This is a genomic window from Aquibacillus halophilus, assembly GCF_009649745.1.
Classification (GTDB): domain Bacteria; phylum Bacillota; class Bacilli; order Bacillales; family Amphibacillaceae; genus Aquibacillus; species Aquibacillus halophilus.
The window spans coordinates 54,978-69,979 of sequence record NZ_WJNG01000002.1; the positions used below are offsets into that span (position 1 = coordinate 54,978).

At 35.5% G+C, this 15,002-nt stretch carries 15 protein-coding genes; 11 read left to right on the plus strand and 4 right to left on the minus strand.

Annotated features, from left to right (window positions below; translation table 11 throughout):
• The first annotated feature begins 9 nt into the window (after positions 1-9).
• Both GH741_RS01550 and GH741_RS01555 read left to right on the plus strand, forming a co-directional pair.
• Positions 10-1,464, plus strand: a complete 1,455-nt coding sequence (locus GH741_RS01550) for a glycoside hydrolase family 32 protein (RefSeq protein WP_153735026.1) — start codon at positions 10-12, stop codon at positions 1,462-1,464.
• Between the two features lie 412 nt (positions 1,465-1,876).
• Positions 1,877-3,169 carry a DUF2254 domain-containing protein gene (locus tag GH741_RS01555; protein WP_153735027.1) on the plus strand — a complete coding sequence of 431 codons (1,293 nt, stop codon included), beginning with the start codon at positions 1,877-1,879 and terminating at the stop codon, positions 3,167-3,169.
• A 45-nt stretch (positions 3,170-3,214) separates the two neighbouring features.
• Here GH741_RS01555 and GH741_RS01560 read toward each other — a convergent pair whose 3' ends face one another.
• Positions 3,215-3,412: a hypothetical protein gene (locus tag GH741_RS01560; protein ID WP_153735028.1), complete on the minus strand. Its 198-nt coding sequence runs from the start codon at positions 3,410-3,412 to the stop codon at positions 3,215-3,217.
• Positions 3,413-3,724: 312 nt separating this feature from the next.
• On the opposite strand from GH741_RS01560, the gene GH741_RS01565 reads away from it, so the two are divergent.
• The 6 genes from GH741_RS01565 to GH741_RS01590 all read left to right on the plus strand — a co-directional run bounded on the left by GH741_RS01565 (position 3,725) and on the right by GH741_RS01590 (position 8,731).
• Entirely contained in the window at positions 3,725-4,237 is a 513-nt protein-coding gene (locus tag GH741_RS01565; protein ID WP_153735029.1) for a type 1 glutamine amidotransferase domain-containing protein, read from the plus strand.
• A gap of 226 nt (positions 4,238-4,463) precedes the next feature.
• Positions 4,464-5,084, plus strand: coding sequence for an acetate uptake transporter (locus GH741_RS01570; protein ID WP_153735030.1), 621 nt, complete (start codon positions 4,464-4,466; stop codon positions 5,082-5,084).
• Positions 5,085-5,296: 212 nt separating this feature from the next.
• A complete protein-coding gene (locus GH741_RS01575) occupies positions 5,297-5,728 on the plus strand; it encodes a DUF6526 family protein (protein ID WP_153735031.1) in 432 nt (143 codons plus the stop codon).
• A 67-nt stretch (positions 5,729-5,795) separates the two neighbouring features.
• Positions 5,796-6,716 carry an ABC transporter ATP-binding protein gene (locus GH741_RS01580; protein WP_205677301.1) on the plus strand — a complete coding sequence of 307 codons (921 nt, stop codon included), beginning with the start codon at positions 5,796-5,798 and terminating at the stop codon, positions 6,714-6,716.
• Complete coding sequence (locus tag GH741_RS01585) at positions 6,713-7,813, plus strand: ABC transporter permease (RefSeq protein ID WP_153735033.1); 1,101 nt, start codon at positions 6,713-6,715, stop codon at positions 7,811-7,813. The genes GH741_RS01580 and GH741_RS01585 overlap by 4 nt, the downstream gene beginning before the upstream one ends.
• A gap of 63 nt (positions 7,814-7,876) precedes the next feature.
• A complete protein-coding gene (locus GH741_RS01590) occupies positions 7,877-8,731 on the plus strand; it encodes an NmrA family NAD(P)-binding protein (RefSeq protein ID WP_153735034.1) in 855 nt (284 codons plus the stop codon).
• A 213-nt stretch (positions 8,732-8,944) separates the two neighbouring features.
• Here GH741_RS01590 and GH741_RS01595 read toward each other — a convergent pair whose 3' ends face one another.
• From GH741_RS01595 to GH741_RS01605, 3 genes are all read right to left on the minus strand, one after another.
• On the minus strand, positions 8,945-9,910 hold the full coding sequence (locus tag GH741_RS01595) for a permease prefix domain 1-containing protein (protein ID WP_338079193.1): 966 nt from the start codon (positions 9,908-9,910) through the stop codon (positions 8,945-8,947).
• On the minus strand, positions 9,911-10,240 hold the full coding sequence (locus tag GH741_RS01600) for a PadR family transcriptional regulator (RefSeq protein ID WP_153735035.1): 330 nt from the start codon (positions 10,238-10,240) through the stop codon (positions 9,911-9,913).
• 321 nt (positions 10,241-10,561) lie between these two features.
• The gene (locus tag GH741_RS01605) at positions 10,562-11,485 is read right to left on the minus strand and encodes a prenyltransferase (RefSeq protein ID WP_153735036.1); all 924 of its coding nucleotides are present in this window, start codon (positions 11,483-11,485) and stop codon (positions 10,562-10,564) included.
• 178 nt (positions 11,486-11,663) lie between these two features.
• Here GH741_RS01605 and GH741_RS01610 point away from each other — a divergent pair, with 178 nt between their 5' ends.
• The 3 genes from GH741_RS01610 to GH741_RS01620 all read left to right on the plus strand — a co-directional run bounded on the left by GH741_RS01610 (position 11,664) and on the right by GH741_RS01620 (position 14,862).
• Entirely contained in the window at positions 11,664-12,014 is a 351-nt protein-coding gene (locus GH741_RS01610; protein ID WP_240795375.1) for a cupin domain-containing protein, read from the plus strand.
• Positions 12,015-12,180: 166 nt separating this feature from the next.
• A complete protein-coding gene (locus tag GH741_RS01615; RefSeq protein WP_153735038.1) occupies positions 12,181-13,101 on the plus strand; it encodes a hypothetical protein in 921 nt (306 codons plus the stop codon).
• Positions 13,102-13,320: 219 nt separating this feature from the next.
• Entirely contained in the window at positions 13,321-14,862 is a 1,542-nt protein-coding gene (locus tag GH741_RS01620) for a glycoside hydrolase family 43 protein (protein WP_153735039.1), read from the plus strand.
• Positions 14,863-15,002 lie beyond the last annotated feature (140 nt).

A 15,002-nucleotide genomic window follows, 5' to 3' on the forward strand; every position in this document is an offset into this window, starting at 1 on the left:
TGATTTAATATGAATGAACATAATTCTTTCATAAAATCGGATAATGAGTTAAAAACAAAAGCCTATCAAGCAGTCAAAAATAGTCAAGATAAAGTTAGGCAAGATCCATATCGATTACATTACCATATCATGCCGTCTGTGGGTTTGCTCAATGATCCTAATGGTTTTGTGTACTATCAAGGGAAATACCATTTGTTTTATCAGTGGAATCCTTTTGGTACGAATCATAGTTCAAAATTTTGGGGGCATTTTTCTTCAAAAAACTTAGTGGATTGGCATGAAGAACCTATCGCATTAGCTCCTAGCAGCTGGTTTGATAAAAATGGATGTTATTCAGGTAGTGCGATTGTCCATGAAGATCAACTGTACCTTTTTTATACAGGAAACGTCCGTGATGAAAATGGTGATAGGGAGACGTATCAGTGTTTAGCCATTTCGAGTGATGGAGTTAATTTTGATAAGAAAGGACCTGTAGTCCAATTGCCTAACGGGTATACAGCCCACTTTCGTGATCCAAAGGTTTGGAAGCATGAAGAGAAATGGTACATGATTATTGGTGCTCAAACAGAACAAGTGACAGGTACAGTTGTGTTATATGAATCAATTGATTTAATTAGCTGGCGGTTTCTTGGGCCGATCACAGAACGTCAGGATTTTGGTTATATGTGGGAGTGTCCAGACCTTTTTTCCTTAAACGATAAAGATGTATTGCTTTTCTCTCCGCAAGGAATCGAACCAGAAGGGTATCATTATCAAAATATCTATCAGTCTGGGTATTTTGTTGGGAAATTAGATTATCAAGAGGTTTCATATCAGCATGGACGTTTTGAAGAGATAGATCGAGGCTTTGATTTTTATGCGCCACAAACAACGGTAGATAATAAAGGTAGAAGGTTAATGTTTGGCTGGATGGGAGTTCCTGAAGAAAATGAACAGGATCACCCAACCATTTCTCATCACTGGATACATGCTTTGACAATGCCACGTCAATTAGAATTGAAAGACGGCAAGCTATTTCAGCATCCAGTTGAGGAACTTGTTAACTTAAGAAAAGAAGCTGTAATATACAGTGATGTGGTCATTAAGGGCGAGAAAATTCAAATGCCTCGTGTAAACGGCAATGCAGTTGAATTGTTTTTGGAGGTAAAAGAAAATGCAAGTCGACAGTTTTCTGTTTCATTTGGAAACAACACACAAGTCCTCTTTGACCAAGAAAATAAGTTAGTAACATTGAAAAGAAAAAGCATGAAAAGTAACCAATTAGAAAAAAGACAATGTCATCTGAATGATTTTAAAAATGTTCGAATATTTTTAGATGCATCATCGATTGAAATTTTCATTAATGGTGGAGAGGAAGTCTTCACTACTCGAATCTTTGATGATGTTAAAAACGATTCTATTTATTTTCACTCTACAGGGAAAATGATTATAGACATAAATAAATGGGAACTTAAACAGGTATAACTAAAAATAACAAACATAATTAGCTCTTTAGTAGAAGCTAAGACTATGGAACAAGTTAAAGGGAATATGAAATTTATTGTGGTGGAAATATTTCTCAGAAAGAGCCTTAATAGAACGGCAAAAGACGATGGGATAAAAGTATTTATCCCATCGTCTTTTGCTGTCTTAGAATTACTTTTAATGACTTAAAAGTAAATAATTGGATATTTTTTCTTCAAAAGTATAATGGACTGATTTCACATACTTTGCGTTAAGCTATGAGTATTTTTTTTATCCAAGGGTCTAAAATTTTTGTTACTAATGAGATTAGTTGACCCAACTGTAGTAAAATTTCACGATACTTCTTTCGTCTATGTGAGTTTTTATTTAGTTTAGGGTATAGATAGATAATAGAGAGAGGTGAGGACTGTTTATGAATCAAACTAAAGTATGGATTTCTATTCGCGACAGTTTCTGGTTTGTACCAACCTGTTATAGTATTATTGCGATGATTCTAGTTATTTTATTTCATAATGCTGATAGATGGATTATTTCAAGTTTTAAATATCAAATCCCTGAAATACTAATCACTAGTCCAGAAACGGCAAGGGCATTGTATGCTGCCTTAGTTACTGCCATTCTTACCATGACCACGATTAGTTTTTCGGTAATCATGTTAGTACTCACTACATATTCCTCCCAGTTTTCGCCGAGGACCTTGCAGGATTTTATGCGTAGTAAAATGACTCATCATGTGTTAGGAATGTTCTGTTTAGGATTTATTTTTGCATTAACTTATTTAGTATTGATGGACAAACAAGAAGCAATTATTGGGCCGATTCTAATGGCAGTAATTGCTATCATATGTCTAGCTTTTTTCGTTTATTTCATTCATTATTCTGCTAGGTGGCTTCAGGTAAATAATTTAATAGGAAAGATTAGTTTTGATAGCTCAAGGGTAATAAACAACACATTTGCCGAGAAAAAAATAGGAGAGCATGAATCCTTTGATGAAGAAGAAGTTTATAAAATTAAAAACCAACCTATGCAAGACCTGTTAGCAATCGAGAGTGGATATGTCCAAAAGATTGAGTGGACTTCTCTCGTTAATTTGGCAGCAAAACATGGTTGTGTCATTGATTTACATGTACAGATTGGTGATTATGTTACAAAGGATTTACCAATAGCTAGTCTATATTTTAAGGATCAACCTTATGAGAAAATGGATAGAATGCTCGATCTCATTATTATTGGTACTGAACGGACAGACATAGAGGATATCGAGTTTATTATACAAAAACTGGTTGAGATTGCTGTGAAGGCAATTTCTCCATCTATTAATGATCCACATACGGCAATTAATAGTATTAATCGGATTGGTTCGATGCTAAGTGAGCTCGGAAAAGTATATAAAGAAGTTCGTTACATGACCGATCAAAAAAACAATCTCCGGATCATAAAATATCCAAAAAGATTCGAAGATTATTTGTACAAAAGTTTTTATCAGATTAAACATTATGCCAATGGGGATGTTTCCATATACTACAATTTAGTTGAAATTCTCTATAAAATTGCTGTTGCAAGCGATGATCGGATAATTAAACGAAAAATATGGGAGTTTCATTATTACATTGTCGAATCAATCGAATGGGACTCCCTACAGAATTTGGATAGACATCATTTAGAATCAATCTATAAAAAGCTTAAAGGATCTTGTGGAAAATAGCCTAATAAAAAAGGAAGGGTATGAGTATCCCTTCCTTACAAATAGCTACAGTATGACTTCATTAGAGTCAATCTCTTTCAAAAGAATTTTCGAATTTATTTCTTGGGATTGAAAAACCTCATCCTCATCGGGATTGCTAGCTGGTTCTTTGTTATCTAATATTAGGATTTGCAGACCAAGGATAACAAGGATAAAGAAAACGAATACAATGATAACCATCCACATTTTCTTGTGACCATCCATGATAACACCCCACCTTTTACTTATAAAATTATTCTGAGATTACAACTTTATGAACAAATTTTATTGAAAAGGTGGAGAAGGATGCTAGAATCGGGCTATTACTCTTAATCTTATTAACGTAAAACTCAGATTTATTTAAATAATTGTCATTTAAATAAATATCAATGACCAAAGTAAAGTAAACAACCATTCACTCCACTTTTGCAGGGGGACTGGTTGTTTTTCCCTATTAAATAACGTGTTTACCAGTTTTTAATTCGTGGTAAATTAATAATAAGAAAGAGAAAGTAGATTTAAAGGAGTGACTATTTAATGGCTAAGATTGCTACTCTAATAACGGATTATTTTGAGGATGTTGAATATACAGAACCTGCTCAATCCTTTAGGGAAGTAGGTCATGATGTTATTACAATCGAAAAGGAACAAGGTAAAGAGGTTACTGGAAAACAAGGGGAAGCGATAGTGAAGATTGATGAAAATATTGACGATGTAACACCAGATAAGTTCGATGCATTATTTATTCCAGGTGGATTTTCACCTGATCAACTTCGTGCAGATGATCGATTCGTTAACTTTGCAAAAGAGTTTATGGACACGGAAAAACCAGTTTTCGCTATTTGTCATGGGCCACAATTGTTGATAACAGCAAAAGTATTAGAAGGTAGGACTGTAACAGGTTTTAAATCGATTCAAACGGATTTAGCTTATGCAGGGGCTACAGTGAAGGATCAAGAGGTTGTCGTGTGCCAAAATCAATTGGTCACTAGTCGACAGCCAGATGATATTCCACTATTTATTCAAGAATCACTCAAATTGATTGGCTAACCTGACTTTGTATCTAGCAAGTAAGTTGTATCGACGATAAACATTTTGATGGGGAAGTTAAATTATTGTGTCAGGTACCGATATTGACAATTCGGTGCCTGATATTTTTGTTGGACACATTTTTGTCAAAGATATTATAAAAAAAATATAATCATTAAAGAGTGTATTGACTCCTTTTTGCTTATCCTATAAAGTACATAAGTACGTTTTTAAATAGGAGGAAATAATGGGCATTCAGAATCAGCAAACACAGATAAAAATTACTACAGCAGATCCATCCGCGTTAGGCTTGTTTGGCTTAGCAATGGTAACTTTGGTAGCATCCTCACAAAAATTAGGTTTAACAGAAGGACTTTCTTATGTTTTGCCATGGGCTTTTTTCTTAGGGGGAATAGCGCAATTATTTGCTGCGGTACTTGATGCTAAGCATAATAATATTTTCGGGACAACTGCATTTGGTGCATTCGGTCTATTTTGGTTTGGTGTTGGAACAACGTGGTTAATTCAACTAGGCTTTTTTGGCGAAACACTTGCTGCAAACGGGGATCCTAGACAACTTGGTTTTGCATTTATTGGTTATTTGATATTCTGCATTTTTATGACAATTGGGGCCATGGAAACACATAAAGTCTTGTTCTACATTTTTGTCTTTATTGATTTACTTTTTATCGGCTTAGCGCTAAGTTCTTTTGGTGTTATGTATGAAGCAACACACATGTTGGCTGCAATTGCGGAAATGTGTATTGCCTTACTTTCTTTTTACGGATCAGGCGCAATTGTGTTAAACACACACTTTGAAAAAGTAGTACTACCACTTGGAAAACCGTTTGGGGTTTTTAAAAAATAAACTATTAGCAAGAAATGCAACTGCCCTTTTTATAAGGGCAGTTTTTTTGATTTTTTTGAACACAGTATTAGATCTTCTAAATATTTTTATAGCACATATTAATCTGTGACTGAGTTTATAAGTTCCTGATGTTTATAAAAGTAGTTAATTTAATCTGTCCTCCGTTATAATAGAGTTCTAGACTTAAAACCTTAGTGGAAGGATGTTAGAATTTGGAACAAAATTATAAAAAACATGCAATGATTGATCCGCATTTTCACTATGTATTGGCACCATTGGTTATCATTATAGTGATCCTTGCTATTATTCAATTTGTTTCTGCAACTCAAAACGGAGATTTTTCATTAACAAATGTAATTCTAGTAATTGGATCTGTTATGTTTTTTCTCATTGTTGCAAAAATGAGGCTTTATGTGTTAAGGCTACAGGATCGTATCATTCGATCTGAAGAGAGTTTTCGTTACTTTGTTTTAACAGGAAAACGACTAGACATTAACCTGTCTATTAAACAATTAATTGCACTTCGATTTGCAAGTGATGAAGAGTTTCCGACTTTAGTTTTGAAAACAGTAGAAGAAAATCTAATGCCGGAACAAATCAAGCAATCGGTGAAGGAATGGCGTGCAGATTACTACCGCGTGTAATTATAATTATAATGAAGGAATTAGCCTCCTACGTTAGGTTTTCTTAAGGATGAAAGGGTGTGATCAGATGGCAGAAAATATGATTGAGGTCGAGGGTTTAGTTAAAAGGTATGGCAAAGAAACCGCTGTGAACAATGTGAAATTCTCAGTAAGTACAGGAGAAGTTTTCGGATTACTTGGACCAAACGGAGCAGGAAAAACGACAACGATTGAAATGCTTGTTGGTCTAAGAAAGCCTGATGAAGGTACGGCAAGACTTGCTGGCTTTGATATACGTAAGGAAATAGGCGAAGTAAAAGAAGTGATCGGTGTCCAACTCCAATCAACCTCCTTGTTTGAATTGTTGACAGTTCAAGAGATTATGAAGATGTATGCTAGCTTCTATCCGAGTAATGTTTCCATTCCAGAGTTAATAGATGAAGTATTATTAACCGAAAAGAAAAAGGATCGTGTCAAAAATTTATCTGGTGGTCAAAAACAACGATTGGCAATTGCCTTGGCACTTATTCATGACCCGAAAATCGTTTTTCTTGATGAGCCCACTACAGGCCTAGACCCTCAAGCGCGGAGAACACTTTGGGGTATCATCGAAAATTTGAAAGCGAGAGGTAAGACGATTGTTCTTTCCACGCATTATATGGATGAGGCTCATGTACTATGCGATCGTATTGGTATTATGGATCAGGGGGAATTAATTGCCCTCGATACACCTGCTGCATTAGTGAAAAATCTTCAATCAGATAGCGCAATAGAGTTTTCACTCTTACATAATGAAGATGTCTCCTTTTTAGACTCTTTACAGGCTGTTAAGCAAGTTAGCAATCAAAATGATCGGTATGTACTATATACGGATTCCATTCAACTGAGTTTAACCGATTTGATTCAACAGGCTTCAAGTAAAAACATTAACCTCCAGGATCTCCAGATGCGAACAGCGACATTAGAGGATGTATTTATTCATATGACTGGAAGGAGTTTACGAGAATGAAAGCTTACTGGCAACTAACATTAGCTCAGCTTCTAATTTTTTCCCGCAATCGTCAAGTGCTTTTCTTCACTTTACTTTTCCCACTTATTCTGATGGTCGCACTTGGGTCATTTGTCGGAAGCGGCGGAGGGGTCTCAATATCGGTTTCTATCGTTAATCAAGATGATACAAATGCGTCTAAGGAATTTATTGCCCTCTTACAAGAAACAGAAGCGATGGATGTAACTATATCAGATGATTTAACTATTGCCCTCGATCGTTTAGAAAAGGGAGACTTGCAAATCGTCGTAGATATTCCCGAAGGTTATGGAAACGCGGTGTCTAACAGAACAGAAGACGATCCGGCTTACTCCTTGCCTGTGTACTATAATGAAACAAACTTGTCTGCCTCAGAGTTAGGGCTAACGGTTATCAATGCTACAGTTGATGAATGGAGTAAGGAATTAACGAACTATTCGCCAATCGTCGAAATTGAATCACAGGGCGTTCGCGCTTTAAATATTCAGTACATTGATTTTCTAGTCCCAGGTATCGTAGCAATGATGATTATGAGTAACAACATGAATGGCGTAGCCGGTCAAATATCAGCTTGGCGTGAGCGTGGTATTTTAAGAAGAATGCAGGGTACTAGATTGAAAGCATCCACGTTTATAGCAGCTCAAATCACTGCAAGACTTGCCCTTAATGGATTACAGGCTTTACTGGTATTGCTTATTGCGAACTTTATTTTTGGAGTTAGTGTTAATGGATCGTGGTTACTGCTAATCGGTTTAGTTATATTAGGAACTTTGGCGTTTATGGCGCTTGGTTTTATCATTGCTGGTGTTGCCAAAAATCCTGAAAGTGCTGGTCCAATTGCTGGATTTGTTACATTCCCTATGCTGTTCCTGGGTGGTGTCTTTTTCCCAATTAGCAATATGCCTGAATTTCTCCAACCTTTTGTACAAATTTTACCGATTGCTCATTTAAGCACGGCGCTCCGTGAAACCATGAATGTGGGAACACCGATAACCGGGCAATGGCTAGAAATACTAATCCTTTCCGGCTGGGCTATTGGCGCCTTCTTTGTAGCAAGTCGTACTTTTAGATGGGAATGAAGAGGGACAAGGAGCCTGTCCCTGTGTCCCAGTCAAATACGATGGTGAGTGAGGAAGATATTCATGAAAATATTAGTGATAGGTGCATCGGGTAATGTCGGTCGATATGTGGTCGATAAATTGCTGGAAAAGGGAGAAAAAGTGGTAGCTGCTGGAACCAATCTAGAAAATTTAGCAAATCTTTTTAAAGATAGGGTTGATCTCGTTTATCTAGACCTAATAGCTCAAGATTCATTTGATCAAGCACTTGAGGGTGTAGACAGAGTTTTTTTAATGAGGCCACCTCACCTCGGAAAACCAGGCAATTTATACCCATTTATTGATGCGATGAAAGCTCATGGCATTCAATTGGTTTCGTTTTTGTCGTTAATGGGCGTAGAAACGAATACGATTCCTCCACATCATAAAATCGAAAAGTATATTGAAGCAACCGGAATACCTTATGCACATATTAGACCAGGATTTTTTATGCAGAATTTATCAGGAATTCATTCTACTGAGATTAGAGAAAAGAATCAGATTTTTGTCCCAGCTGGAAAAAGTAAAACGAGCTTTATTGATGCTGCTGATATTGGGCTAAGTGTCGCTACCGTTCTACATCAGCCTGATAAGTTTAAAAATACTGCTCATACAATTACCGGGGCTGAAGCTCTAGACTATTATCAGGTAGCAGAAATTTTAAGTAGGGTGACTGGCAAAGGGATTACCTACGCAAAACCAGGATATCTAAAATATAGAAGATATTATATTAATAAACGTGGGTTAGATAAGAAATATGTGAATGTGACAGTAGCTCTTTATTTTATGACGAGAATGGGCACGGCCAAACATGTGTCTAATGAATTTTTTGAGTTAACAGGAAAAACACCACGCTCTTTTGAAGAATTTTCGAGAGCTAATTTGACCTGCTTTATTTAGAGAACAACTTTTAAAAATTGTAAGAGGAAAAGCTAAATGAGATTTATGGTGGGGAATAGAAGTATTTAGAAAGGCATCAGTCAATATTTAGTAGACGAATTTTTTCCTGATGCTAACTAGGTATATGAATATAGAAGTAAATATTGCAGTAGATGCCAGGTGTTCTTCAATGGGAACCTGGCATCTTTTTTTAGTATAACTCTTAGTTATCGATCAATTCTTCTCTTTGAGAATGGAATAAGCTCCACTGAACATTGCGAATAGTAACCCAGTTATAGGAAAGACAATCCAATTAATATGCCATTGATTAAAAACTAACCCACTGACTAAAAAGATGATAACAGCAAGAGGCCATACAATTGATCCGATCGCGCCAATTACTTTGTTTTTTTGTTTATTACTATGAGTGTACTCATCAATTTTTAAAAGCTTTTTATAGCTTTCCTTTTTCATGCCAAAATAAATAAAAATGTTAACGGCGACAGAAACGATCATTAATAGTACAACTACACCATAGGATGATGCGCTTTCACTCATCGGGGCTGTTATAAATAGAAAAATTGGTGAGACAATACATAGAACTACACCGATAATTATAGCTTTGGTATAGGTTGGATCATACGAATTACTTTTGTTTTTAATAGATTGTCTCAAATGGCTTGGAAGTTCAAAATCATTCTCGATATACTTGAATCTATCTGTGGTCATTCCGCTATAGATAAATAAACCAACAGCTACCGCAACAAGTAATAGCAATGGAATAAGACCAACAATACCAGCATAGTTGTCAGATACGCCTGTTATCAAACCATCTCCAATTAATTGAGTAATTAAGATTAGTAGCGCTGCACCAAGGATACAGAAAGTTACCCCCAAACCAATCAATTTACTAGCCTTTTTGTTTACCTCCAAATAATCATTTACTTCATTCTCAGTAAGCATAGGAAGTTCTTCTGATTGATCATCAAGTTCTATGTCAAATTCTTTAATTAGTTCATCTATATTTCCGAATTCAGAGATAACAATACCTATCGCTTCATTTTCTGATTTCCCGTTTCTTTTCAGTTCATTATATTTATCTTCCATACTAGACAATAAATCTTCTTTAAGGTCTAGAATTTTCTTGTTTTTTGGTAAAGTCGCAAACATATTATCTAGATAATTAATAATTGTGTCCACTTAATATTCCTCCTTAACAAATCGGTTAATAACTTCTTTTGTTAATTCCCACTCTTTACATTTCTCTTTGTAATAGTCTATTCCTGCTTGGGTTATCCTGTAGTAAGTGCGTCTTTTTCCGAAGGTTTCATCCTTATAAAATGATTCAATGTAATTATTTTTCATTAAACGATTGAAGGCAGAATAGAGAGTGGTTTCTTTGATTACATATTTCTCATCGGAAAGATTTTTAATTTTTTTTGATATTTCATATCCGTAGGAATCATTGTCTAGTAGTAAATATAGAATAATTGTGTCGTTATACCCTCGAATAACATCACTGCTGATCAAATGTATGCTCCTTTCCTTGTTTAGTTTGATATGCGCATTTTTAAAATTGATTAGTTCGTTTTAATACACCAGTCGTACTTCATCTGTCGTAGTAATTTTAATGTAACATAATTACTACGACAGGTAAAGTAGTTTTCGGTTATCCTTGCAAAAATAGGTAAATGATACAACTTAATTTTTGATTTGAGATAAGAAGAAAAACGTCGAGGGGAGTGGGATCCTATTTTGTCGCTATTGTAGTGCCAAGCCCATCGTGAATATGTCTAGGACTCGGCACCAATTTTGGAATCATGGAGAACTAGTAGGATTTTTTATGCATAGCTAAATGAAAATACCAAGCCATACACCATTAATCATTGCCAAAATTAGGATGATTTTTTCATAGGCTGATACATGATTTGGGTCACTGACTTGCATTTTTATGACTAGAAAAATAGCAGCTCCCACTAGGATAATCAGTCCTACCATTGCGATTGTCCGATCAAATCCTAACCAGAACGCACAGATTCCGGTAAGAAAAAAATACAATAATGCAGGAAGCCGACTGAAGAAGGGGCCAAACTTTTCGCTAGCCCACACAACACTTGTTATTTTGCTAGGAGTTGCCTCTTTATCAGCATCACGATCTGGGATATGGTGTACCATTACCCATGCGATACAAAATAAAGCATTAATGATGGCATTTTGCAGTGCCCATTGTGGAATCGAATCTAAGGTTAGCCAAGCACCTGCTAGTCCAAGAGCCAACACAGATGGAAATGTTGCTAGCCACTCACCGACAAAAGGTCGATAGCTTAACCTTAGTGGAGGGAGAGAATACGAGATTGAACCCCATAATCCGATGATAAGTAAAATTGCAATCTTATTAAAATCGAAAATAACCAATCCGATTACAGTCATTCCTAGTAAAAAAATAAGTATTTTCCCGAAACGCCAGAGGGATGAAGCGGAAATAAACCCCATCTGAATCACTCTACTTCCACCAGATAATATAGCCGGACTATGATGATCTGTTCCTGATTTATCATCAAAGTAATCGTTTAATACATGTGTGAGGACACCATGAATTAAAAAGGCAGCAAAAAGTAACAAGAGGAATGTGGGAATTAAAGCTTCAGTAGGGATTGAATAATATAAGTAAATAGGAAGAACAGTAGAAACAATCGTAGTAACACTGGAAGAAATAACCGCAATTGACCGAAGTAACAGCCAACCTCCTTTTATTGAAAATGATAGATTCGTCATAGTATTTAACTCCTCGTCAAGTATTTATTATCTAGTACTAGTTCTCAGAACTATACCCATTTTAACTGAAATATAAAGCTAACAGGCTATTTTTTTAAAGTTAGCTGTGTTTAAAATCACACCATTGATAATGGTTATCAACTATAATTAAATTAGAACAAAAGTACAACTAAAGGAGATGCTAAAATTGAAAAAGCATAATATCAAAGACTTTCTAGAATTTAGTGAAGAAAGGTTTACCAAGCGTGTTGTATTCAAAGAGGATAAAACGACAGTATTTATTCTTAATTTCAAAGCTGGACAATCTCTTCCGGCCCATAAACACCCTAAATCAAATGTACAAATCTTAGTTTTGCAAGGCGAAGGAACGTTCACAGTTGATGGGGAAGAAGTGGTAGCAATGCAAGAAGATACGCTATTTCTTACTGGGGACGAGGAGCTAGCTTTTTCCAATACTGGACCTGAGAATGTAAGTCTCTATGTTATGCTTAATAGAATACCTGACGACAGGTATGCGGAGAACCTGTAAAACATGTTATATAAGAAATGAAAAATCACTCGTCATCTTGATTACGGGTGATTTTATTTTTTTGCTTAGTTTTGAGAGGTTTAACCTAAATATCAATAGATAATTTTCGAATAACTTGAAATCAAAAGGGAAAGCATACACATAATAAAATTAAAGGTGTGTGTATATGATTAAAAAGTTAATTCTGATTGTATTATTGTGTGTCGTTAGCACTGCAACCTTAAGTGGAGAAACAAAGGCGATTTCAGAAGAAAGTACCGTTCGTGAAGATTTGAAGGACCTTGAAAGGGAGCAAGACCAAATTGACAAGTTACTGAAAGCCATCAATGATATGTATGAGGAAGAAGGTAGTGACAAGCCTGAATTTTCTTATGATGAACGGAACAAACGTATAATCATACATTTCAGCAACGATGAAGTGAATGACCAATATCAAAAAGAGTTAACAGAGGAAATTTCTTCACTTGCAAAGGACATCGGTCTTGAACATTTAGATATTAAATGGCAGAAAGAAAAGAAAGATTTACCGGAACCTTCAAAGAAAGAAAAAGAACGGATAGAGATTTCTAGTAAGATTATGAATCAAATTACCGACTCTTTAAGAGAAGAGGGGTATGATGTTGATTCCTTGTCTCTCAAGCAGCATGTAGTTTATATACGTATGGATGAATCAGTAGAAAATTTTAAAAAGAATAAAGATAAAATCAAAGCAGTTGCAGAGGATTCAATTGCTTCGATCACAAAGGAAATCTTTGAAGTTAACGTTACAAGAAAATCAGCTGAAGAAAAACTAGAACAACAATGGAGTCCAATTTTTCACGTTGTAAGTAATTTAGCGGAAAGAAAGTTTGCAGAATATCGTGGCTTTGCCTATTCGTTTCATCCTGCGCCTTTGCAAATTATCATCAAGACAAATATTGAAAAACCAAGTTGGTTTGAAAAGTGGGTTTCCAAAACCGATGAAAGAGTCGTGGAAATAGAAAATTATGTTGAGGAAATAATTGCTGTGAAAAAGGAACAGCTACAGGTGACTGATATTCCATATGAAATTATCATAAGAGGTAAAGACGAACAGAAGCTTAACTAAACAAGGGTTGATAGATAAAACTCGTCCTAAAGGATGAGTTTTATTTATGGTAGCAGAGGAATTATACTTGGTTCAATTCATAGAGGTTTTTTTAACAAGGTGATATAATTTAAATGTTTGTGACAGTCATGATAAGCATGTCTTTCCAAATGATTAGTTTTGTAAGCCTATACATAAGTAAGAGTATTTAAATTTTTATACAGAATGGAGATTTTACAGATGCATTATCTAAATCCAGTTATTCCTGGTTTTTATCCAGATCCAAGTATTGTAAGGGTAGGAGAAGATGATTTTTACTTAGTAACCAGTTCTTTTGAGTATTTCCCAGGTGTACCAATTTTTCATAGTAAGGATTTAGTTAATTGGGAGCAAATAGGAAGTGTTTTAACAAAAAAAAGTCAATTAAACCTTGAAAATGTAAAGAGCTCTGGAGGGGTTTATGCTCCAACATTAAGGTACCATAATGGAACTTTTTATATGATAACAACAATTGTATCAGGCATTGGGAATTTTTATGTAACAGCAGAAGACCCAAGAGGCCCTTGGTCAGATCCAATTAAAATTCCATATGGAAATATTGACCCTTCATTAATGTTCGATGATGATGGAAAAGTATATGTCACCATTCAGAATAGTGAGGGATATGATTCTCATATTATTCAATATGAAATTGATAGTAAGACAGGTGAAGCCTTAACTGAGCCAGTTGTTATTTTTGAAGGCGATGGAGGTCAATGGACTGAAGCACCGCACTTATACAAAATAAATGGCACGTATTTTCTCTTATGTGCTTCTGGTGGAACAGGAGAGGATCATAGAGCAATTATTGCTAGAAGTAGCGATCCAAATGGTCCCTTTGAATTATTTAAATCACCGATTCTAACTCATAATAAAATGCCAAATCATCCTGTCCAAAACATCGGACATGCTGATTTCGTTGAAGATAAAAATGGTAACTGGTGGGCTGTTTTTTTGGGAACTCGTCCAGTAAATCAAAAGTACACCATTCTAGGGCGAGAGGTGTTTTTAGCACCTGTAACGTGGACAGAAGACGGTTGGCCGTTAATCGATAATAATGAGGGTAATGTTGATCGAATGATGGAAACCGATAATCTTTTAGGAGATTCAAATGTAAAAGAATTTCATGTAAGTAAAGATGATTTTAATGAGGACGTTTTGGCACCGTCGTGGTTGTTTCTTAGAGCAAAAGATGATGACAACTATTCCTTAACTGAGCGTAAAGGCTGGCTTCGATTGTTGGGAGTTGCCGACAACTTAGATGATAAAACAGGTGTACCAACTTTTATTTCCAACCCACAACAGGATGCTCAAATGCAGGTTAGTACTCTACTTGATTTCGATCCTAAAAATGATGGAGAAGAAGCTGGATTAACGGCTAGATTATATGAGGAAAATCACTATGATCTTAGTGTCAAGCAAATAAACAATGAAAGATTTGTTATTGCTTCAACTACGATTAAAGGTAAAACTGAAGAAATTGCTCGTCATTCCCTACAAAACAGCAAGATTCAGTTAAGTATTTCTTCTGATAATGAAAATTATTATTTTAAATTTGCTGAAAAAGAGAATCAATGGGAAGTACTGGGAAACGCTGAGCAAAAACATTTATCTAAAGAGGAAAATGGTGGTTATGGTGCTGTTTTCACTGGTGTCTGTCTAGGGTTATATGCCACGGGAAATGGCAAAGACAGCAGTACTCCAGCATACTTTGACTGGATTAATTATGAAGGGAAAATATAAGCTAGTCTATATGAAGAAACAAAAGCTTGAGTCTTGTACTCAAGCTTTTGTGTTGTAAAATCTAGGTGTGGAGAAAAGGTCTATTATACCTTGTCAATCTCTGATATAGTTAAGCCAACAATATCAGAGATTGGCAAGGT